This window comes from Pseudomonas sp. S2_F07, assembly GCF_054668325.1.
On the sequence record NZ_CP162758.1, the window covers coordinates 514,173 to 536,359 of the forward strand.

The window sequence follows — 22,187 nt, forward strand, 5'->3', positions numbered from 1 at the left end:
GAGCCTTCAATGGACGTCCCGATGCAGAACGATCAAGCCCTTACCCGTGACAGCCTTTACGGCACGGCCGCCGAAAGTACCTACGCCGGTATCACCAGTTTCATGCGCCGGCGCTACAGTCGCGACCTGCGCGGCATAGATGTGGCGGTCAGTGGCGTGCCGTTCGACACCGCGACCAGCAACCGCCCCGGCGCCCGCTTCGGACCACGGGGCATTCGTGCAGCCTCTGCCGGCATCGCCTGGGAACGCCACTGGCCGTGGACGTTTGATCCGTTCGATCACCTGGCGGTCATCGACTACGGCGATTGCGATTTCGATTACGGCTCGCCGCAGTCGACGCCGGAAATGATCGAGGCCCACGCCGAGCACATCCTCAATGCTGGCACGGCAATGCTGACCTTTGGCGGCGACCATTTCATCACCTATCCGCTGCTCAAGGCCCATGCTCGCAAGCACGGGGCGCTGTCGCTGATCCACTTCGACGCCCACAGTGACACCTGGCCGGACGAAGAGGGCAAGCGCATCGACCACGGCACCATGTTCTGGCACGCAGCCAAAGAAGGACTGGTGGATCCGTCGCGCTCGGTGCAAATCGGCTTGCGCACCACCAACGACGATCACCAGGGTTTTCAAGTGCTCGACGCGCGGCAGGTGCATCGACGTGGCTGCGAAGCGATTGTCGAGGCGATTCGGGCGCGGGTCGGCGACAACCCGGTGTACCTGACCTTCGACATCGACTGCCTCGATCCGGCGTTCGCTCCGGGCACCGGAACACCGGTGTGCGGCGGCTTGAGCACGGTTCAGGCGCTGGAGATTCTCGGTGGTCTGCGCGGGATCAACCTGGTGGGCATGGACGTGGTGGAAGTGGCCCCGGCCTATGACAGCGCGGAAATCACGTCATTGGCGGCGGCGACGCTGGCGATGGAGATGCTGTGTCTGTATGCGGCCAGACATAAGGTTGATAAGTAATACAAAACCCAATGTGGGAGCGGGCAAGTCGGATCGCCGCACCGCCGCTCCCACAATTATGATTTGTGTCAGGCCACTGGAACGATCGGCAGATCGAGGACCTGGCCACCGCTGAACCGCGCGGACGAACCGGCAATGGATTCGTGCGGCACGCCCTTGGCCACGTCACTGACGCCGTCCAGTCGCGCCAGTTGCTCGGTGCTCAACTGCACATTCAGCGCGCCCAACGTCGCATCCAACTGTTCACGGGTCCGGGAGCCGAGGATCGGAATCAGCGCCGTGGTCGAGCGCCGGGACTTTTCCCGCAACCAGGCGATGGCCACGTGGGTCGGGCTGGCGCCCAGTTCTGCGGCGACATCGATCAAGGTGTCGAGCAGGGCGGTTTCCCGGGCGCTTTTTTCGGCGTGAATCAGCACGCCGAGCTTGTTCGCGCGATTGTCGCCCTCACTGTTGCGATATTTGCCAGTCAGGAAGCCGCCACCCAGCGGCGACCACAGGGTCGCGGCCAGACCCAGTGCTTCGGCCATCGGCAGTTGTTCACGCTCGGCGCTGCGTTCGGCGAGGCTGTACTCGACCTGGATCGCAGCAATCGGCGCAAAGCCACGCACCTCGGCCAGCAGGTCGGCGCGGGCGATGCGCCACGCGGGGAAGTTCGACAGCCCGGCATAATGAATCTTGCCGGCACTGACCAGATCGTCGAAGCCGCGCAGGATCTCTTCCATCGGCGTGACACCGTCACTCATGTGCGCCCAGAACAGGTCGATATGCTCGGTCTTCAGCCGTTTGAGGCTTTCTTCGACGGCACGCACCATATTCTTGCGGCTGTTGCCAGTGTGGGAAATGCCGGCCGCCGGCGTAGTCCCCAGGGTGTATTTGGTGGCGATGACCAGGCGATCCCGTTCTGCGGCGATGAATTCGCTGAGCATGGCTTCGGACTGCCCGCCCTGATAGCCATTGGCGGTATCGATGAAGTTGCCGCCGGCTTCCAGGTAGCCATCAAAAATCCGTATGGCTTCGTCACGCTCGGCGCCATGCCCCCAACCGGTACCGAAGTTACCGGCGCCCAGCGCCAGTTCGGAAACACGCAAGCCGGTTTTACGACCGAAAACTTTGTAATGCATGGGATGACTCCAGAGGGGTGACGACAAGGCTTAATAGATTACATGAAACATGTATTAAATATGATGCTGGTAATCTAATTGGTCAAGGCGCTTTTCCTCCCGGCATAAAATCGCCGATCACTGGTCGCGTTATCCGTGCGCAATGGCATACTGCCGCCCATGACTATCGATTCCCCCTTAAGCGCCTGGCAGCATGCCATCGAGCAAAAGGGCTTCGTCCAGGACGAGGCCCAGGAACATGCCGTGTGGGCCCTGCAAAAATGCCACGAGGCCTTGCACGAAGGCCGCGCGCCCATTTCCGGCGTGTACCTGTGGGGGCCGGTGGGGCGGGGCAAGACCTGGTTGATGGACCAGTTCTACCAAAGCCTGCGGGTACCGGCGCGGCGCCAGCACTTTCACCACTTCATGGGTTGGGTGCACCAGCGCTCGTTTCAACTGACCGGCACCGCCGACCCGCTCAAGGCACTGGCCCGTGAGCTGGCCGAAGAAGTGCGGGTGCTGTGTTTCGACGAACTGTTCGTCAACGACATCGGCGATGCGATCATTCTCGGGCGCCTGTTCCAGGTGATGTTCGAACAGGGCGTGGTAGTGGTCTGCACGTCCAATCTGCCGCCGGACCAGTTGTACGCCGACGGCTTCAATCGCGACCGTTTCATGCCCGCCATCGCGGCGATCAAGCAGCACATGCAGGTGATTGCGGTGGATGGTGGGGAAGACCATCGCCTGCATCCGGGGGCCGGTTCGCAACGCTACTGGGTGGCCGAGCCCGGCAGGCCTGGCGCGCTGGTTGAAGTGTTCCAGGTGTTGAGCGTCGGCCAGTCAGTATCGAGCGAATCGATCCAGGTCGGTTACCGCACCCTTGAGGTGGTCAAGGCCAGCCCGAGCGTGCTCTGGACCCGTTACGCCGCGCTGTGCGAGCAACCCTTCGCCGCCATGGATTTCATCGCCCTGTGCGATACCTACGGCGCTATTCTGTTGAGTGACGTGCCCAACCTCAGCGCACAGAAACGCGCCGGGCGCATTGCCCGGGGCACCGAGGACGGTGTCGAGCGGGTGGACGCGGGGGATCGCGAGTTGCCGCAGTTGTCGGTGCATGACGACGGTGTGCGACGGTTCATTGCCCTGGTGGACGAATGCTACGACCGCAAGGTGCCGCTGTACCTTGAAGCGCAAGTGCCCATGGCGTCACTTTACACCGAGGGTTATCTGGAATTCCCGTTCCGCCGCACCCTCAGTCGATTGCAGGAAATGCAACTGCAGCGGTTTGCCGAAGTTTGATCGGGATTTGATCGGGAGCAGCGAAGATGAATCAGCCCCTGGCGCACCATTTGCTGACCATGGCCTATCAGAACGCCTGGGCCAATCACCGACTGTCCAAGGCCTGGCGTCAGTTGAGCCCGCAGGAACTGAGCGCACCCCGGGTCAGCTTCTTCCCGACGATCCGCGCCACCCTCAACCACATCCTCACCTGTGACTGGTTTTACGTGGACGCCCTGGAGCGCGAACTGCGCGGCGACGATCCGCATCCCGATTGCCGGGTGTTTTTCAAGGAAGACGAGCCCTGCCTCATGGCAACGGATCTGGTTGGCGAACAGGCCCACGTCGACCGCCGGCTGATCGCCTATTGCGAGCAGATGCGTGACGCCGACCTCGGCAAAATCGTGACCATCGCCCGTGACACCCCGCAACACGACAGTCGCTTGCGCCTGCTGTCCCACTTGTTTGAACACCAGATCCATCACCGCGGCCAGGTTCACGCCATGCTCAGCGGCACCTCGGTCCAGCCACCGCAACTCGACGAGTTTTTCTGCGCCGGTGAGTCGCACTTGCGGGCCGAGGATTTCGCCGAGTTGGGGTGGACGGAGGCGTTGATCTGGGGCGCTTGAACGCCAAAGATTTTCTCGGTTGCGATTGTCGGTACCACGGTGCTCGCGCTATGGTCTGCCGGCACTTCAGCGTGACTGCATGCTGGGGGCTACTTCATGTGTGATCGAGGATGGAAATGGACTCCGCAGAAATTCTTGTGCTTCAGGCCAGTTACACCAATCCGGTGCATGCCGAGGCTATTTGTCTGGTGTTGAACCACTACGCCGAGGACCCGATGGGGGGCGGCCAGCCATTACCGGCCAATGTACTGGAGCAACTTCCGGCAGAGCTTGCCCGGCGTCCCCACGCTTTCAGTGTGCTGGCCTTTGTCGGTGGCGAGCCGGCCGGGCTGGTCAATTGCTTCGAGGGGTTCTCGACCTTCGCCTGCCGGCCGTTGGTCAATGTGCACGATGTGGCGGTGGTGAAAAAATTTCGCAGCCTGGGCTTGAGCCAGAAAATGCTGCAAAAGGTCGAGGATATTGCCCGTCAGCGCGGCTGCTGCAAGCTCACCCTGGAGGTGCTGGAAGGCAACGCGGTGGCCCAGGGGGCCTATGAAAAAGCCGGTTTCGCTCCCGGCATGTTCGACCCTGCCCATGGGCGGATGCTGTTCTGGACCAAGAGTCTCTGATTCGACAGGCCAAAAAAAGGGCGTCCATCAGGACGCCCGACAGTCTTGTGCGACCCAGGATCATTTTGGTCTGTAGGTTTCAGTCATTTGTGCGGTTTGATCGTCCGGAACCCGCAGTTCGGTGCTTTGGATAGGGTGGCCGAGGGCTTCTTGCTGGGCCAGTCGCAGGCTTTCGTAGTAATAGCGCATGCGTTCGGCTCCACCTTCGGCAAAAGCGCTGGTTGAGCCCAAGGCCATCAGGCCGGCGAGAATCATTGCGGTGCGTTTCATGGTTTGCCTCCCACTACAGATGTCGGATGCCTTTCGTCCATGAATCAATGAAGCAGTGTCGAAATGGCATTATCCGCCGATTCGGTTAAATGGGAATCAACTTCACCAGCATGAAAAAAGGGGCCGGAAGCGGCCCCTGAAAGGATTACTGCTGGACGACAGCCGGTGGCGTCCTGGGCTTCATCAGGCTGAAGTCGATCAACGCCCGTTGCTCACGCTCATACGGGTTGCCGATCATCAATGGCCGGGCCTTGAAGCTGTCGCTGACCAGGCTCTTGCTGCGATCGAGTTCGTCGAAGCTCAGGCCTGCCAGGTCCGCCCAGGTGTGAATCAGGTGCGAGCTGCTGTAAGGCCGCGAGAGATCACCGGCGAGGTTCCAGTCATGGGCTGCGCGCCATTTCGGCGAAGCCCAGGCCATGAACGGAATGGTGTACATCGGTGCAGTCGGCTTGTTCTCGTTGCGCCCCAGGGTGGCGTGGCCCACGGAATCGAACACGTCTTCGCCATGGTCGGACAGGTACAGCAGGAAACCGTTGGGATCGGTCCGGGCGTAGTCCTTGATCAGGCTGGACACCACGAAGTCGTTGTACAGCACGGCGTTGTCGTAGCTATTGTACGTCGGCAACTGGTCATCGCGAATACCGGCAGGTACGCCTTCGCGGTCCTGGAATTTGTCGAAGGTCGACGGGTAGCGGTACTGGTAGCTCATGTGCGTGCCGAGCAAATGCACGACGATGAGTTTGCGCGGTGCCCCGTCGGCCAGGGCCTTGTTGAACGGCTCGATCACGTCGCCATCGTACTGGGCAGCGTTCTGGTTGCGGTTGTTGTTCAGGTACACCTGCTCGTCGGCCTGTTCAGAGAAGGTCGTGAGCATGGTGTTGCGCTTGGTCATGGTCTGTTGGTTGGTGATCCAGAACGTCTTGTAACCCGCCTGTTTCATCATGCTGACCAGCGATGGCGTCGACAGGTACAGGTCGGGGTTTTCTTCATCGGCGAAGGTCAGGACCTGCTGCAGCGCCTCAATGGTATAGGGGCGCGGGGTGATGACGTTGTCGAAAACGTCCAGTTGATCCTTGAGCTTGTCCAGTTCCGGCGTGGTTGGCCGGGGATAGCCGTACAGGCTCATGCGCTGGCGATTGGTGGACTCGCCGATCACCAGTACCAGGGTAGCAGGCGTGTTGGCCATGGCGTCCTTGAGGTTGTGCAGCGGTGGAATCTTGCTGGCGCTTTCCAGCATGTCCTGCATTCCGGCCAGGGTGTCGAGGTATCGGTGATAGGCCACGGCCATCTGCCATGGCACCGCGGGTTCGATGCGGGTTTCGAACTTCTCGAAACCGGCGGCGAAACTGCCGGTGCGCTGGGTCTGCTTGATCAGCGGATAGGCGACCACGGCGAACAGGAGGGCTGTTGCCGCGACCAGCGCCTTGCCACGGGACAGGTACACCGGGCGCAGGCGTGTCCACAGGAACCAGGAAAAAGCGCTGTGGGCCAGGAACGCCGGGACCATCCACCAGGCAAAGTACTGGGTCATGTACTCGCCGGCTTCAGCCACGTTCGACTCGAACATGATGAAGATGACGCTCTGGGAAAATTCCTGCTGATAGATGAAGAAATAGCCCAGGCTCGCCATGGAGCAGGCCCACAGCACGACGCCGATCACGGCAGCCATGACACGGGTGTGCCGGGGGAACAGCAACATCGGCGCCAGCCAGATGGCGCTCATGACGAAGGCCTGGCGGAACCCGGTAAAGCCGGAGGTGCCAGTCAGCTGGATCAATAGTTGGGTAATGCCGGAAAAGTACCAGAAGAATACAAACAGCCAGACGAATCCGGCCCAATCGAAACCTGCCGCAGTGGTTTTACTGCGTTTAAACCAAGACATTCAGCGCTCCAGCCGAGAATTCACTACCACCGCCGGGACTTGGATATCGCGGACGACGAACGATGGCCGCGCGGAATCGGGCGACCTAAACGAGTAATTATCGTGGGGCAATTGTGAAAATTTTGTGAGATGCCAAAGGCGGCAGGGCGTGAGCCGGTGCGGAAGCAGTGCAGACTGCTCCCGCTTGAAAGGAGGGGGTCAGGCGAGTGGGGCGCGTTGCGTCACAGCCAGGGGCTGCGTCTGGCCGGTTTGCAGCAACAGCCGCAAGTGTGCCAGTTCCTGCTTCAACTGATCGCGTTCGTCTTTCAACTGGCGCAATTCATCGCGACGGATTGTGACGTAAAGGGTTTGTGCTGGCAGTGCGGTATGTACTGTGCCCATTGCTCACCTCGCAAATGGCGTGTCTCAACTGTAGGTACGCCTCGAAATCCGGGGCTGACCTACTATCGGCGCCAATTTTGATTTCTTTTGCCCCCAAAGGGAACTTTTTTATTTTTCATGGTCGTTGTGTCTTCGGTTTGATTCCCGACGTTAACCATCAGGATCGGGCACAATGCCCGGAAACTTCACGCCAACGCTCTGGACTAACCTCATGAGTCGCGTTGGGCTATAACCTTTGACACACTTTTATTTGTAGTAGGGAGCATCAGCACATGCAACTCGGGATTATTGGACTGGGCCGCATGGGCGGCAATATTGCGCGGCGCCTGATGCTCAACGGGCACACCACCGTTGTTTATGACCGCAATACCGCCTTTGTCGAAGCCCTGGCCACAGAGGGCTCCACCGGCGTCACCGACCTGCCAGCACTGGTCGCTGGCCTGGCCAAACCGCGTGCGGTCTGGGTCATGCTGCCGGCCGGCGCGCCGACCGAAGAAACTATCGACACCCTGAGCACCTTGCTCGAAGCCGGCGACACCATCATCGACGGCGGCAACACCTTCTATAAGGACGATATCCGCCGGGCGAAGACCCTGTCGGAAAAAGGCCTGCACTACATCGACGTCGGTACGTCCGGCGGCGTCTGGGGCCTGGAACGCGGTTACTGCATGATGATCGGCGGTGATGCCGAGACCGTTAAACGCCTCGACCCGCTGTTCGCAACCCTGGCCCCGGGCATGGGCGACATCCCGCGCACCAAGGACCGCAAGTCCGACGACGATCGTGCCGAGCGTGGTTACATTCACGCCGGTCCCGCTGGTGCCGGGCACTTCGTGAAGATGATCCACAACGGCATCGAATACGGGATGATGCAGGCGTTTGCAGAAGGCTTCGACATCCTCAAGACCAAAAACAGCGAGAGCCTGCCGCAAGACCAGCGTTTTGACCTGAACGTCGCCGATATCGCCGAAGTGTGGCGCCGTGGCAGCGTGGTGTCCTCGTGGTTGCTGGACCTGACAGCCGACGCCCTGGCCAGCGATCCGAAACTTGACGGTTTCTCCGGGTCCGTGGCCGACAGCGGTGAAGGTCAATGGACCATCGAAGCTGCCATGGAGCAAGCGGTGCCGGTGCCGGTGCTGTCGAACTCGCTGTTCTCCCGCTACCGTTCCCGTGGGCAAGGTACCTTTGGCGACAAGGTTCTCTCGGCCCAGCGCTTCGGCTTCGGCGGCCACGTGGAGACCTCGAAAAAATGACCCACGCGATCCGCAGAAAATCCAAGGCTGAACCCGCGCCGCCGACCACGCTGTTTCTGTTTGGCGCCCACGGTGACCTGGTCAAGCGTCTGTTGGTACCGGCGTTGTATAACCTCAAGCGCAACGGGTTACTCGGGGATGGACTGCGGATCATCGGCGTTGACCACAACGCCATCAGCGATGAAGGCTTTGCGCAAAAGCTCGAAGAATTCATTCGAAACGAGATGGCTGGCAAGGGTGACCACACCCTTGATCCAGCGGTCTGGTCCAGACTCGCCAAAGGCATCAGCTACGTCCAGGGCGATTTCCTGGACGACAGCACTTATCAAGCACTGGCGGCGAAAATCGCCGACAGTGGTACCGGCAATGCGGTGTTCTATCTGGCCACCGCACCGCGTTTCTTCAGTGAAGTGGCGCGTCGCCTCGGTTCGGCCGGCTTGCTGGAAGAAACCCCCGAGGCCTTCAGAAGGGTGGTGATCGAAAAACCCTTCGGCTCCGACCTGCATACGGCCGAAGCCTTGAACGCTTGCCTGCTCAAGGTGATGACGGAAAAGCAGATCTATCGCATTGACCATTACCTGGGCAAGGAGACCGTGCAGAACATCCTGGTCAGCCGGTTCTCCAATAGCCTGTTCGAAGCGTTCTGGAACAATCACTACATCGACCACGTGCAGATCACCGCCGCGGAAACCGTCGGCGTGGAAACCCGTGGCAGTTTCTACGAGCACACCGGCGCACTGCGGGACATGGTGCCCAATCACCTGTTCCAGTTGCTGGCGATGGTGGCGATGGAACCGCCCGCGGCGTTTGGTGCCGATGCGGTGCGCGGCGAGAAAGCCAAGGTCGTTGGCGCGATCCGTCCCTGGACGGTGGAGGAGGCCCGCGCCAACTCGGTGCGCGGCCAATACGCCGCGGGTGAGATCGACGGCAATGCACTGCCGGGCTACCGCGAGGAAAACAACGTCGCCCCCGACAGCAATACCGAAACCTATGTGGCCCTCAAGGTCATGATCGATAACTGGCGCTGGGTCGGCGTGCCGTTCTACCTGCGCACCGGCAAGCGCATGAGCGTGCGTGACACCGAGATCGTGATCTGTTTCAAGCCGGCGCCCTATGCACAGTTCCGCGATACTGAGGTCGATGAGCTGCAGCCGACCTATCTGCGCATTCAGATCCAGCCGAACGAAGGCATGTGGTTCGACCTGCTGGCCAAGCGTCCCGGTCAGGCCCTGAAAATGGACAACATCGAGCTGGGGTTCGCCTACAAGGACTTCTTCGAGATGCAGCCGTCCACCGGCTACGAGACCCTGATCTACGATTGCCTGACGGGCGACCAGACGCTGTTCCAGCGCGCCGACAACATCGAAAATGGTTGGCGCGCGGTGCAACCGTTCCTGGATGCCTGGCAGCAGGATTCCACCGTGCAGCAATATGCCGCCGGGGAAAACGGCCCCAAGGCCGGCGAAGAATTGCTCACCCGTGACTGCCGCGTCTGGCACCGTCTCGGATGAGCGAGCGTCAGTCTCATTGAGTCATGCAAAAAACTAATGAAATGGCTACCCCGCTGTCCCCTGTGTTCGCCCACTAAGCTTTCACAGGGGACCCCACCGGAGACCGTTGCCATGAAAAAAACAACTAATCTATTTGGATCAGTACGCCTTCCACCTGCATGCGCCCGATGATGTTTAGTATTCTGCTCAAATACCTTAGCCCGTCGGCTACGTAGCACTCAGAAATAGATGTTCACCTGCGTCGCAAGTAATTTTTGTTAGCCTCATTGTTATCTCGTGCATGATTAACAGAGGCGCTGAATAGATGTCGATCTTCGAACGAAATATTCATGGTGCGGGCCAGTGGAAAGACTGGCGCTGGCAGCAGAAGAATGCCGTGCGTGATGAACTTGCACTTCGCGTGGCATGCGGCGGCTGGAGTGAAGATATCACCGCTCATATTGAGCGAAACTTGCAAGACCGTAAGATGCAAATTACACCCTACTATATTGATCTGATCATGCGCTCGCTCGATAGCGGCCCGGTGACGGAACATCCACTGTGGAAACAGGTGGTGCCCTACTGGAATGAACATGTGCCGGGTGACTACGACGGCACTTCGGAGAATTGGGAGCTGCATCATGAGATGAAGACTCCTATCTGCCAACACAAGTACGATAATCGCGTCATCTTGCGGATGACTAATACCTGCAATGCGTATTGCCAGTTCTGCTTTGAAGCCTTGCGTACCTTGCAGGTCGATACCGAGAAAGCCAATGCCAATACCAACTCATTCCTGGAATCGGTGGAGTATGTGCGCGACAACCCTGCCATTGAAGAGGTGATTCTCAGCGGTGGCGATCCCTTGATGTTGGCTGACCGCAGGCTAGAAGAGAACCTGGCGACGTTGCGCTCAATCAGCAACGACCTGCTTATCCGTATTCATTCGCGAGCCCTAAGCTTTAACCCGTTTCGCATCACCGATGAACTGGTCGCAATGCTGGAAAAGTACAACGTCAACGCCTTTGGTGTGCATGTATGCCACCCGCTTGAACTGAGTGCTGACTTTGCCGCCGCGGTTAAACGTATTCAGAGTGTGGTGCCGATTGTCTTCTCTAACATGCCATTGTTGTGTGGAGTGAATGACGATGAAAAAACATTACATAAACTGTTTATCGATCTTTATCGCTTGGGTGTAAAACCATATTACTTGTACCACTTCATGCCGTTCTCACCGGGCGCATCGGAATACAAGGCATCAATCAGCCAGGTCATCGCCATTATGGATCGCCTTAAGCGGCGTGTATCCAACATTGCCATGCCCGAATATGTTCTACCGCACGCACAAGGCAAATTCACCGTGCCCTTGTTGGATTTTGAGAAACCTGAAAATTTACCGCATTTTGAAGTTCTCGATGGGCAGCGCCATTACCGGTTCCGTAACTGGGAAGGGCAATGGTGCAGTTGGCACGACGCGTGAATCCATTTACCGAATCAGGTAGTATCCATCATGAAACGAGATGCAATTATTTTTATTGATGTCGATGACAGTACTTCTGTTCGCTATAGTTATCGTGAGCCGCACTTTGCGGCTGCCCGCGAACAAGGTTTACTTTGTTTGACGGCGGGTGTGTTGGGGCGTCATCACCTGCAACGACTTCGGGATGATAGTGATGAAGTTTTCCTGCTTGATACGTTAAGCGAAGTATCAATTTTGAAACTGGTTGGCCAACTTGATGGGCAGTACAACATTCGCGCGATTTTCTGCCACGCAGGGCATCCGTCTGCTCAAGGGGAGGTGGGTTGTATTGTTGCACGGGCCTGTAAGCGGCTCGGCCTGGTTTACAGCTGCCCTGAGGCCATTGCCGCCTGCAATAACAAGTTCCTGATGCGTCGAGTACTGGATAAGCATGAGCTTCGCTCCGTGCCGTTCGCACTTTGCAATAATGAACAAGCCCTCAAGGAGGGTGCCGATCGAGTAGGTTATCCGCTCATTGCCAAACCCCCCTTTGGCGGTGCTTCTGTGTTTATCAAGAAGTGTTCCAGCTGGGAAGAGTTGCACAGCCATTACGCGCATTTTCTCAGTAATCACGGCACTGCCGCTTGCTCGGATTTCTATGGCTGCGCGCACACCCTACCTGACGAAAACGGGCGGCAGCACGAGAATATTCCAGGGCGCAGCATGCTGCTGGAGGGCTATATCTCAGGCATTGAAGGTAGTGTGGAATGTGCGATTGTCGGCAAGTTGATCCATCCGCTGCTGATCAACGAAAAATTGATGCTGACAGAGCGCAATGGCACCGTACTCGAAAACCTGCTGATTTCGCCACCGACGTCCTTTACTGAGGACCAGTGTGAGCAGATTCGCCAATACGCCGTGGATTGCCTGCGCGCGGTTGGCCTGACCAATGCAGTGGTGCATTTCGAGTTTCGGATGACCGATGAGGGGCCTGTGGTCATTGAGATCAACCCGCGCTTGGGTGGTCTCTACGTCAACGCAGCCTTCCGTGATCTGGCCGCCATCAATCCTTATCAGTTGTATATCTCGTTGCTGCTGGGCGGGCCGGGGATAAACGCCCAGCTCGATGCTGGAGCGCAAAAGATCGCCGACGCAGGGCAAAGCTACTCGATGTTGGCGATCTATCCGGAACACAGCGGCTATTTCAAGGGCATTGAAGGCATGCACTACCTGGATGATAACGAGTGTGTGCTGGAATATGCCCAGCAGGAAGCCGGTAGCTATATCGATGCGGATATCGAAGAGCACTACTTGCTCAAGTGCTGGACCAAGGTCGACGATGCCGAACACGCCCATGCCCTGCATGATGCGATCAGGCAAAACCTGCGTGTCATCCTCGATAACCCGGTTGCAGGATAGCGTTATGGACATCTCACAGATTTCGGCGCATTTGCGCGAGCATCACTACTGCCACGTCCGGGACTTTCGGGAGTTAATCCCGATTGAGCCGGGTGAAGAGGAGAGCTTTCGAGCGTACTGGTCAAACCTGGTGCAAGACGAGGCGTTCAAGGAGTACACCCACCGTAAACGCCGCATCCTGCGCTATCGTTTGTTGCCTTCGCGGCAGCTGCGGCTCGACAGGAATGCGGAGTTCAAATCATCCGTGACCTATGCCATCAAGTATCGCAAGGGCGTGAATCACTTGAGCTATTGCGAGGATGGCTTTATCAAGCATTCGCTCATGCAGAAACTACTGGCCACGGACCTTGCGGTGATCGGCCCGCACCTCGGAAAGCAGACTTATACGATTGATATCCACCAGTTTCGGGTCAGGGCTGATGCGCATTCCAGCAGTCCGACCACCTCGGGGATTCACCAGGATGGCTTGGACTGGGTATTTATGCACTTCATTGGCGAGTGCAATACAGTGCCGGTGGTCTCGGAGGTCTTTGCCAGTGAAACGGAGCAAAGTCGGGTATTGAACCTGGCGATGGAGCAATTTCTCGAAACCATCGTGATCAACGACCGTAGGATTTACCACCGGGCCAGCGATGTGCGCCCGCAGGCCGATTCGGCGCCGGCCTGGCGCGATTTATTGCTGGTGAACCTTCGCAGCCTGCCACCTGACGTAGAGGCACAGCTTTCATGAGCCACGATCCGCAGTTGGCGCGCTCGACCCGAAACGCGCACCTGATCATCTTTGCCAGAGGCGTTTCGGATTTTGGCGCGTTCCTCAACATGGTGGCGCTGTCCACCTACGTTTACTGGCTCAGCGAAAGCGTGGTGTTCGTCAGTATCTTCCTGGCGTGCCGCGTCATCGGCGGGATTGTCGCCAGCCTGTTTGGCATTTCGTTTTTCCGGCGCTTTGCGGGGCGTGGCGCGTTGGCCGGGCTGGATTTGGCCAGGGCGCTATTATTGACGCCCCTGCTAGTGCTGATACCGACACATCAGCTGAGCATCCTACCCTTCATCGCCTTTGGGATCGGCTTGTGCAATTCGCTGTTTGCCATTGGCCTTAACAGTCAGTTACCCACCTGGGTAGCGCTTGAACAGCGGGTGAGTACCAATGCGTGGATCACCTCTGCCGCAGCCACCGGTGCGGTCTTTGGCAGTTTGCTGTCAGGGTTGCTGATCGCAACAGGGGGATTTGAAGCGGTGTTTACCGTCAACATCGGCACCTATGTCGTGGCCGCCAGTCTGATCCTGCCGTTGCGCGCGTTGTATTCAGTAGCCATTGTTGCGCATCGGGGGCTCTCTGCTGAGTGGCACGAACTGAGGAAAGGACTGCGCGGCGCGCCAGTGCTGGCCGCCATGTTGCTGATCAGCATGCTCGATACCCTCGGTAGCGCTGCCCATAACGTCGGTTGGCCTGTGCTGTCCCAGTACATTTCGCCGGACACGGCAAAAACGGTGATGGGTTATCTGCTGGCGGTCTGGGCCTGTGGCAAGTTCGTCGGTGCGCGCCTGGCCAGTGCGGTTTTGAAAGACCGTCGCACGCAAAGCATGGAACTCTTATTCATGATAGGTGTGGCGCTGATGTCCAGCGGCTTTATTCTGACCTTTCAACAAACCGAGTTGTGGCTGGCACTGGTGTTGGTCGTGTGGGCCGGCATAGGGGATGGTTTATCTGAGGTGGCCTTGATCTCCCGCGCGCAAAGTGAGCCCGATAGCTTGCGTCTGCCGCTGTTCAGTTTATTGACACTGATTCAGATGGCCGGCTTCGGAGTGGGGATGCTGGTGGTAGGACCATTCTATTTGGCGTGGACCCCGGCCCAAGTGATTGTTTTATTCCATGGCTTACCTTTAACCGCACTGGTCGTCATGGGGCTATGGATGAAAAAACTGCCGATCGACGTTGGCGCATGGAGGAAATATTGAGTTCAACGAAGGGGATGTATTTAGTGGGTGGCCCAACTGGCGGCACACCTCAGAGAGCCAGGCATTGTATAAATGATTTGCTCTCTGGGATCAGTTCTAGTTGGGGTGAATGGTACCCCGAGCGGAAAACCATTAGGGTGTTAGATCGAGCATTTACTAGTGAGGAATCGCTCCCTCGTCTTCCGCGGCCACGAGCACCTTCCTCCCAAAGTTCGTTCCGGGGTTACAGCCAGTAACTCACCGCGTACCACCCGAGCAAGCCCATCACCAGGGTGTACGGCAACGCCATCCAGACCATTCGCCCATAGGACAGGCGCACCAGCGGGGCAATCGCCGAGGTCAGCAGGAACAGGAACGCTGCCTGGCCGTTAGGCGTCGCCACGCTCGGCAGGTTGGTGCCGGTATTGATCGCGATGGCCAGGGTTTCGAAATGTTCGCGGGTCATCTCGCCCGCCATGAACGCGCGCTTCACTTCGGTGATGTAGATGGTTGCCACGAACACGTTGTCGCTGATGGCGGACAGCAGGCCGTTGGCGATGAACAGCATGCCCGGTTGCTGGTCTGCCGGCAGCGTCAGCACCCAGTGGATCAGCGGGGCGAACAGTTGCTGGTCGTGGATCACCGCGACCACGGCGAAAAACACCACCAGCAATGAGGTGAACGGCATGGCGTCCTTGAACGCTGTGCCCAGGCGGTGCTCGTCGGTGATGCCGGTAAAGGCGGTGATCAACACGATCACCATCAAGCCGATCAAACCCACTTCGGCAATGTGGAACGCCAGCCCGGCAATCAGAATCAATGCGGCAAAGCCTTGCACCAGAAGCGCTGCGCGTTGGCGCGTGGTGCGCTCGGCATTGTCTTCGGCGGCGTAGTTGGCCAGCACCGCACGGACGTTATCCGGCAGCAGCGTGCCGTATCCGAACCAGCGCAGCTTTTCCAGCAGGACGCAGGTTGTCAGCCCGGCAACCAGTACCGGCAGTGATACCGGCGCAACCCGGGTAAAGAACTCGGTGAAGTGCCAGCCCATTTCATGGCCGATCAGCAGGTTCTGCGGTTCGCCGACCAGCGTACAAACACCGCCCAGCGCGGTGCCGACGGCGCCGTGCATCAGCAGGCTACGCAGGAAGGCGCGGAACTGTTCCAGATCGCCCTGATGCAGGGTCGGCAGATGTTGGTCGTCGCTGAACTCGCTGTCCTGGCGCGGATCGTTACCCGAGGCGACGCGGTGATACACCGAGTAAAAGCCTACGGCGGCACTGATGATCACGGCGGTCACGGTCAAGGCATCGAGGAACGCCGACAGAAAGGCCGACAGAAAGCAGAACATCAGGGCCAGCAGGGCCTTGGAGCGGACCCCGAGCAGCAGGCGCGAGAACAGGTACAGCAACAGGTCCTTCATGAAATAGATACCGGCCACCATGAACATCAGCAGCAGGATCACCGGGAAGTTATGCAGCAACTCGTCATACAGCGCCTGGGGCGTGGTCATCTTCAGCAGCAGGGCTTCAATCATCAGCAGGCCGCCGGGCATCAGCGGATAGCATTTGAGCGCCATGGCCAGGGTGAAGATGAACTCCAGCACCATCAGCCAGCCTGCAGCCACCGGGCCTGCGGTCCACAGCACCAGGGCATTGAGAATCAGAAAGCCGACGATGCAGGCCTTGTACCAACGGGGCGAGTGCCCGAGAAAGTTGTGCGCGAACGCCTGGGCCATTGAACCGGACATCGGCTGCTCCTTGTCTTGAGAAGCGCGCAACTTGCCGCAAGCGCGCCAGAAGATCAAGCGAAGGAAAAATGCCGGTGGTTATCCCTGGAATCGAGCGATGATCGCCTTGTAGTTTCCGTGCAGCGAATAGCCTCCCACGACGATGTTGCCATCGGCTTGCGCGGCGACACAGGTGGCGGTATCCAGGCTGGGGCCGAGGCGGGTACGCGTATAGCCGCTGCCTTTGCCAAAACGGCGATCGGGAAGGCCGTTGGGCAGGCATCGCCCGAGAATGAAGTCTGCTTCGACACCGCCGATGGTAGCGCCCGCCGTGAGCACACTGCCATCAGGCTGTAACTGCGCGGCGGTCCACTGGCATCCGCTGTAACCGATTTCCCGCCGCTGCGGGTGTCCTCCATTGCAATGACTGTCGGGTCGTCCGTTGCTGTGCATTTTAAATGTCAGGCAGTGCATCGGCTCGCGACTGCAGCCAAAACACAGGATTTCGCCCTCGTTTTGCTGGACCACCCGGCTGACCCGGGCGCCACGTCCTTGCGCCTTGAAGGTCATGAATCCATCCACGGCGAAACGGTCGTCGAGGCGCCCGTCCGGGTGATAGCGGGCCAGCAAGCCTTCCTCGGGGAAATTGATCGATCCTCCGACCAGGATTCGGCCATCGCGTTGTATCGTCAGGCTACCGAGCCAGGTATTCATCAGCAGGTGTCTGACCATCACGAAGCCGCGGCCATTGAACGAACAGTCCAGCGAGCCTTCGACATCCAGTCGTATCAACATACCGACGTGATCGGCCAGTTCGAAGTGATGGTTGGCCAGGATCAGGATCCGGCCGTCTTGCTGTACGGCCACATCGCAGGCTTCTGCGCCCGGCACACCGGGAGGCAGCCATTTATCGCGCATCCCCAGGGACAGATCGCCAGGCAATCGCACGACACAGCGGCCATTATCGCCAAAGCCTTGTACCAGGCGACCATCCTGATCCAGTAATGCCAGGGCCGGGAGCGTGCGGTGTGCGTTTTCGTATTGCAGGCCGGCCAGCAGGATATTGCCGTCGGGCAGGATCAGGACCTTGGTGGCCATGGCTTCGAACCCCGGTTCGAATTGCCCGATGACACTGCCTTGTTTGCCGAACGTCAGGTCTGCGCAACCATCCGCGAGCAAGCGGGCCAGGCCAAAGCGGATACCATCGGCCATGCCGACTTTTGCGGCCACCAGCAAGCGACCTTGGGCATCTATCGCAATGCCATTGGCCAGGCTGAAAAGGCTGTCGGCGAAATAGACCTGGGTTTTGCCGTTGGCGGCAAACGACGTGTCGAGGGCCCCGGCGGTGTTCCGGGTGGCGGGGTAGGCAAAAGCGGAGTGGCTTGACATGCACCGCATCTCCTTGCGAGTCGTCATGATCCAGAAGTTTGGGTGGCGACCTTATAAGGAGAATATTCAATCCCTGAATGAAGGGATGCACAACGGTAAGAACTAACAGACGGAGGGTCGCTGTGTGCCACAACAGTGTCTTTTCGAACCAATGGCGAGCCTGCAATGTATCAGGCGCAAGCGAAGTTCGAATTAAACAGTGTCAAGTAGTGTGCGTGGCCAAAAAGACCTGCGAACCAAAGACAGGAAAAGGGCGCGGATTACTCCGGAGTAATCCGCAAAACGATCAGTGCGGCATCGACCACGACTGCAGTGTGTAACCTTCCTCGCTCAATTCGGCGCGAGCCTGTTCCAGCAGTAGTTCGAGTTGCGCAGGATCGGAATAGGCGCTGCTTGGGATCTGCTTGCGGCCAATGCTGGTGCTGGTGCGGTCGATAACGGTCAGGCTGAGTTCACCGTTACCGTCTTGTGGGGCCCAGGCCACGCACTTGAAAGGTTTGAATGCGCGGTCGGCAATCAGAAGTGCTTCGTTGATACGGAGCGGGGCGTTCATAGGGTCTTCTCTCTCTATGCCCAATCAAGTGACAGGCCGACGGTTGGGCTTACCGTTCAGCTGGTTACTTGTACTGATGCCCGCAACCGGGGTTTGGGTCACACACAATCAAAAGATTTTTCCACTTTATTTCACATAATCAAGAATGAGCCTGACATTGAAAGCTGAATGAAAGGAAAGAGTCGTTAGGTGACTAACATAATCGCAACTTATAACTGGTTTTATGGCCCTCCTATAGTCAAACAGTACAAGGCCCTGTCAAATTCTTGCTAATGTTACAGTCAGGTCTGCCAAATGACTGTTTTTAATAAATTTTCGCAAATTTGGCGCCAAGGAACAGTCATGAGCGACGCGCCTGCCTTACGACGTTTGCTAGTGGTGGACCCCTGTGACGATTGCTATCGCCTGATCCCTGGGTTGCGCGATATCGGTTGGGACGTTGACAGCTGCACGCTGGAGAACGCCGCTGACCGAACCTGCGACGTGGGCTTGCTGCGCTTGCAGCCTTTTCACCTTGAGCACCCGGAGGCTGTCAAGGCGTTGATCAGCCGCAGCGGTACCGAGTGGATAGCCGTACTCAACCAGGAAGTACTGCGACTGCAAAATGTCGGCGACTTCGTCTGTGAGTGGTTTTTTGACTTTCATACCTTGCCGTTCGATGTGTCCCGGGTTCAGGTAACGCTGGGCCGGGCGTTTGGCATGGCGCGGTTGCGTGGGCAGGGTACGGTCCATGTTGACCAGCCCGAGCACGAATTGCTGGGCGACAGCAAACCTGTCCGTGAACTGCGAAAACTGTTGAGCAAACTGGCTCCGACCGAATCTCCGGTGTTGATTCGCGGTGAAAGCGGCACTGGCAAGGAACTGGTCGCACGAACCCTGCATCGTCTGTCCCAACGTCACAGCAAACCCTTTATCGCGATCAATTGTGGGGCGATCCCCGAACACTTGATCCAGTCCGAGCTGTTTGGCCATGAAAAAGGCGCATTTACCGGCGCGCACCAACGCAAGGTCGGACGGATAGAAGCCGCCAACGGTGGCACTCTGTTTCTCGACGAGATCGGTGACCTGCCGCTGGAGTTGCAGGCCAACCTGTTGCGGTTCCTCCAGGAAAAACATATCGAGCGGGTCGGCGGCAGTCAGCCGATTCCTGTGGATGTGCGGGTTCTGGCGGCGACGAACGTCGACCTTGAAGCCGCCATCGAGAAAAAACGCTTTCGCGAAGACTTGTATTACCGCTTGAACGTACTGCAAGTGGCGACTGTTCCGCTGCGCGAGCGCCATGGCGACCTGGCGGTGCTGGCCAACCACTTTTCCCATTTCTACAGCCATGAAACCGGGCGCCGCCCACGCAGTTTCAGCGACGACGCACTGATTGCCATGGGCAAGCACGACTGGCCAGGCAATGTTCGCGAACTGGCCAACCGCGTCCGTCGCGGCCTGGTGTTGGCCGAAGGCCGGCAGATTGAGGCCCGAGATCTGGGATTGATCAGTCAGCATGCAATCGCCGCACCGATGGGTACCCTCGAAGAATACAAGTCCCGGGCCGAACGCCAGGCGTTGTGCGATGTATTGAATCGCCACAGCGATAATCTGAGTGTCGCGGCCAAAGTACTGGGTGTGTCGCGTCCGACCTTCTACCGGTTGTTGCACAAGCACCAGATTCGCTGAATCCCGGTGGGAAACCCAAAACCCGTTGCAATTGCAGCGGTTTTTTGTTCGGGTCAGAAGTAGTAAGGGAGTTTCAGGCTGAACTGGAAGTCCGGGGCATCGTCCGTCATGCCGATGGACAGGTTGGGCACGATGGTCAGGTTGTCGGTGGCCGCAATGGTCATGCCGATGTTGAAGTAACCGGCGTTGGCATCGCTGGAGACCACCGACTGCCAATCCCCGCCATCTTCCTTGAGCTTGCTTTTGCGTTGCACCAGGTCAGAGACCGAGAACGACATGCTCATCTTTTCGTTCAAGGCGAACGCAATACCGGCGCCAATCTGGAAGCTGTCGCCAATGCGAACTTTGCCCGGTGTCTTGAGCGCCGGGTTGGAGCTGATGTCGTCGAAAGACTCTTCCAGGTTGTAGGTGTAGGACAGGCTGCCGAACAACACTGCCGGATCGAACGTCTTGACCAGCGAGATCCCTGGCGTGATCGACCAGACGCCATTACCGGTAGGCAAGGATTCAGGCACGGCCAGGTTTGAGTTATCGGCCACCCGAACCAGCTTGATGCCGAACGGGTCTTTGCCGGTAGGCGCCTTGACGCGCAAGGTCATCACGGCATCCGGGGTGTTGGCCGATTCGTCGAGGAATTTGTAGGCGATACCGAAGTTGACATCACCTATGGTCGGGTCTTGCTTGACGGTATCTTCGGTCGTGACGTTTGCGGAGCCGCTATTGCCGCCACCGGACTGATACGTGGACTCACGGTAGACCACCGGCACGTTCAGGTCGAACTGCCAGCGATTGTTGAAGTTGTAACGGCCGGTGAGGTCAAGCGTCCAGGTGTCGGCCTTGATCCGGTCCAGGTTGATGGCGCCCAGGAAGATCGAGTCCAGGGCGAGAAAACCGTTGAGGACCAGTTGGCGGGTATCGTATCGGGAGTAGGTTATCCCCGTTTCGACGCTGAACTTGCCACCGCCGAAGAACCCGCTGGCTTCGTCATACAGGTTCGAAACACTTTGTGCCGGTTGTGAGTCATTGGCCAGCGATTGTCCATAAGAGCTGCCGCTGCCCCCGGCGACGCCCCCCGAGGCGGTGCCGACTCCTGGATTGCCCTTGAGGTCCGCTGGGGACTTGGCCAGGCGTTTGGGTGGGGGCGAAGCGGGCTGCTCTTCGACCTGGCGGACCCGTTGTTCGAGAACCGCCAGGGCTTTTTGCTGTACTTCGTATCGTTGCTTCAACTCCAGGAGCTCTTGTTTAAGAGCCTCCAGTTCCGGGTCAGGTGCTGCCTGCAACATCGCCGCCGGGAGTAGAGCACTCAAGCATGCAACTGCTAGCAGTGATACTGATCGGTACATGGAATAAGCCGTCCATTTGTGCCTAATGGTCCAGACTCAGCGTAGTTCAATAGCCCATGGTCCGTAATGCAGCGAGTTGATTGAGGTTGCAGTCCAGTGCACCCGCACTCGGGCCATTATTGTTAAGCACTACGTTGAGCTGGGTCATGTTGTCGACCATATTGCTGCTGCCCAGTAACCGGGTGTTTTGCAGCAACCCGCCTTGGGCGACTTGTTGCACGCTTGTACCCTGATTGTTGTTGGCGGTAATGGCCATCTGAACGCCACCACTGGTCGCGGATACCACGACACTGCCTGCGGCATTGCTGCCGGTGATGGTTTGACCGGCTATCAGCGCCTGGCCCTGGCTCGGCACCAGTGCAGGGGCCGTGCTGGCCTCCTTGACGTTGATGGCGATGTTGTTGTTTGAGCTGTTGCCATCGCCTGCTGCCCTTGTGACCTGGGTAATGCCCCGGGAAGTACTCAGCGCAGCGCCCCCCGTCACGTGGCCGCTACCCGATTTGGGCGAACCGCCATGACCGGATTGCTTGATGGTTGAAACATAGAACTGGGGTTTGACCGTTGCGGCTTGAAGCTGCATCGAGGTGGAGGCTCCGATCAGGTCACCACTGGCATTGCGCCAGGTACTGCTCATGACGACACCGAAGCTGATGACCCGCCCCGGCATCACATACCGGCCACGCAACTCGGCCAGTTCCTGGTCCTTGATTTCGATGGGTCTGAACTCATCAGCAAAACCTGAAGTGTTCGCTGCCAGACAGGCTGCGACCACCCAATACGAGGTTTTCATTTGCTGCTCCCGGAGCATCCTGCTCCCTATCATCTTATTGGC

General features: G+C 58.3%; 20 protein-coding genes. 11 read left to right on the forward strand and 9 right to left on the reverse strand.

Annotated features, from left to right (window positions below):
- The first annotated feature begins 9 nt into the window (after positions 1–9).
- Positions 10–969: an agmatinase gene (speB, locus tag AB4O40_RS02250; RefSeq protein WP_223540937.1), complete on the forward strand. Its 960-nt coding sequence runs from the start codon at positions 10–12 to the stop codon at positions 967–969.
- A gap of 68 nt (positions 970–1,037) precedes the next feature.
- Here the strand turns inward: speB and AB4O40_RS02255 are convergent, their stop codons facing one another.
- On the reverse strand, positions 1,038–2,090 hold the full coding sequence (locus AB4O40_RS02255; protein ID WP_223540938.1) for an aldo/keto reductase: 1,053 nt from the start codon (positions 2,088–2,090) through the stop codon (positions 1,038–1,040).
- A gap of 159 nt (positions 2,091–2,249) precedes the next feature.
- Between AB4O40_RS02255 and zapE the strand changes: the two genes are divergently transcribed.
- The 3 genes from zapE to AB4O40_RS02270 all read left to right on the forward strand — a co-directional run bounded on the left by zapE (position 2,250) and on the right by AB4O40_RS02270 (position 4,584).
- Positions 2,250–3,368 (forward strand): cell division protein ZapE, encoded by a 1,119-nt coding sequence (gene zapE / locus AB4O40_RS02260; protein WP_056724604.1) that lies wholly within the window; start codon positions 2,250–2,252, stop codon positions 3,366–3,368.
- Between the two features lie 26 nt (positions 3,369–3,394).
- Complete coding sequence (locus AB4O40_RS02265) at positions 3,395–3,976, forward strand: DinB family protein (protein ID WP_460056353.1); 582 nt, start codon at positions 3,395–3,397, stop codon at positions 3,974–3,976.
- A 116-nt stretch (positions 3,977–4,092) separates the two neighbouring features.
- Complete coding sequence (locus AB4O40_RS02270) at positions 4,093–4,584, forward strand: GNAT family N-acetyltransferase (protein WP_223540939.1); 492 nt, start codon at positions 4,093–4,095, stop codon at positions 4,582–4,584.
- Positions 4,585–4,644: 60 nt separating this feature from the next.
- On the opposite strand, the gene AB4O40_RS02275 is transcribed toward AB4O40_RS02270, so the two are convergent.
- From AB4O40_RS02275 to AB4O40_RS02285, 3 genes are all read right to left on the reverse strand, one after another.
- A complete protein-coding gene (locus AB4O40_RS02275) occupies positions 4,645–4,854 on the reverse strand; it encodes a hypothetical protein (protein WP_008053741.1) in 210 nt (69 codons plus the stop codon).
- A 145-nt stretch (positions 4,855–4,999) separates the two neighbouring features.
- A complete protein-coding gene (locus AB4O40_RS02280; RefSeq protein ID WP_409079048.1) occupies positions 5,000–6,736 on the reverse strand; it encodes a phosphoethanolamine transferase CptA in 1,737 nt (578 codons plus the stop codon).
- A 198-nt stretch (positions 6,737–6,934) separates the two neighbouring features.
- The gene (locus tag AB4O40_RS02285; RefSeq protein ID WP_046042083.1) at positions 6,935–7,117 is read right to left on the reverse strand and encodes a DUF6026 family protein; all 183 of its coding nucleotides are present in this window, start codon (positions 7,115–7,117) and stop codon (positions 6,935–6,937) included.
- A 272-nt stretch (positions 7,118–7,389) separates the two neighbouring features.
- Here AB4O40_RS02285 and gnd point away from each other — a divergent pair, with 272 nt between their 5' ends.
- The 6 genes from gnd to AB4O40_RS02315 all read left to right on the forward strand — a co-directional run bounded on the left by gnd (position 7,390) and on the right by AB4O40_RS02315 (position 14,697).
- The gene (gene gnd / locus AB4O40_RS02290) at positions 7,390–8,370 is read left to right on the forward strand and encodes a phosphogluconate dehydrogenase (NAD(+)-dependent, decarboxylating) (protein WP_414914413.1); all 981 of its coding nucleotides are present in this window, start codon (positions 7,390–7,392) and stop codon (positions 8,368–8,370) included.
- Positions 8,367–9,881, forward strand: coding sequence for a glucose-6-phosphate dehydrogenase (zwf, locus tag AB4O40_RS02295; protein ID WP_056724613.1), 1,515 nt, complete (start codon positions 8,367–8,369; stop codon positions 9,879–9,881). The genes gnd and zwf overlap by 4 nt, the downstream gene beginning before the upstream one ends.
- A 304-nt stretch (positions 9,882–10,185) precedes the next feature.
- Positions 10,186–11,340 (forward strand): KamA family radical SAM protein, encoded by a 1,155-nt coding sequence (locus AB4O40_RS02300; RefSeq protein ID WP_056724615.1) that lies wholly within the window; start codon positions 10,186–10,188, stop codon positions 11,338–11,340.
- A gap of 30 nt (positions 11,341–11,370) precedes the next feature.
- Positions 11,371–12,738 carry an ATP-grasp domain-containing protein gene (locus AB4O40_RS02305; RefSeq protein ID WP_409079046.1) on the forward strand — a complete coding sequence of 456 codons (1,368 nt, stop codon included), beginning with the start codon at positions 11,371–11,373 and terminating at the stop codon, positions 12,736–12,738.
- Between the two features lie 4 nt (positions 12,739–12,742).
- A complete protein-coding gene (locus AB4O40_RS02310) occupies positions 12,743–13,468 on the forward strand; it encodes a 2OG-Fe dioxygenase family protein (RefSeq protein ID WP_460056347.1) in 726 nt (241 codons plus the stop codon).
- Entirely contained in the window at positions 13,465–14,697 is a 1,233-nt protein-coding gene (locus AB4O40_RS02315) for an MFS transporter (protein WP_223540947.1), read from the forward strand. The genes AB4O40_RS02310 and AB4O40_RS02315 overlap by 4 nt, the downstream gene beginning before the upstream one ends.
- Before the next feature lie 223 nt (positions 14,698–14,920).
- Here AB4O40_RS02315 and nhaB read toward each other — a convergent pair whose 3' ends face one another.
- The 3 genes from nhaB to AB4O40_RS02330 all read right to left on the reverse strand — a co-directional run bounded on the left by nhaB (position 14,921) and on the right by AB4O40_RS02330 (position 18,344).
- Entirely contained in the window at positions 14,921–16,423 is a 1,503-nt protein-coding gene (gene nhaB / locus AB4O40_RS02320) for a sodium/proton antiporter NhaB (protein WP_056724623.1), read from the reverse strand.
- A gap of 78 nt (positions 16,424–16,501) precedes the next feature.
- Positions 16,502–17,791: an NHL repeat-containing protein gene (locus tag AB4O40_RS02325; protein WP_056724625.1), complete on the reverse strand. Its 1,290-nt coding sequence runs from the start codon at positions 17,789–17,791 to the stop codon at positions 16,502–16,504.
- Between the two features lie 286 nt (positions 17,792–18,077).
- Complete coding sequence (locus AB4O40_RS02330; protein ID WP_007970062.1) at positions 18,078–18,344, reverse strand: hypothetical protein; 267 nt, start codon at positions 18,342–18,344, stop codon at positions 18,078–18,080.
- Between the two features lie 342 nt (positions 18,345–18,686).
- On the opposite strand from AB4O40_RS02330, the gene AB4O40_RS02335 reads away from it, so the two are divergent.
- Positions 18,687–20,012: a sigma-54 dependent transcriptional regulator gene (locus AB4O40_RS02335; RefSeq protein ID WP_056724627.1), complete on the forward strand. Its 1,326-nt coding sequence runs from the start codon at positions 18,687–18,689 to the stop codon at positions 20,010–20,012.
- Between the two features lie 53 nt (positions 20,013–20,065).
- On the opposite strand, the gene AB4O40_RS02340 is transcribed toward AB4O40_RS02335, so the two are convergent.
- On the reverse strand, positions 20,066–21,355 hold the full coding sequence (locus AB4O40_RS02340) for a hypothetical protein (RefSeq protein WP_056724629.1): 1,290 nt from the start codon (positions 21,353–21,355) through the stop codon (positions 20,066–20,068).
- Between the two features lie 46 nt (positions 21,356–21,401).
- Positions 21,402–22,163: a hypothetical protein gene (locus AB4O40_RS02345; RefSeq protein ID WP_082562958.1), complete on the reverse strand. Its 762-nt coding sequence runs from the start codon at positions 22,161–22,163 to the stop codon at positions 21,402–21,404.
- Between the last annotated feature and the right edge of the window lie 24 nt (positions 22,164–22,187).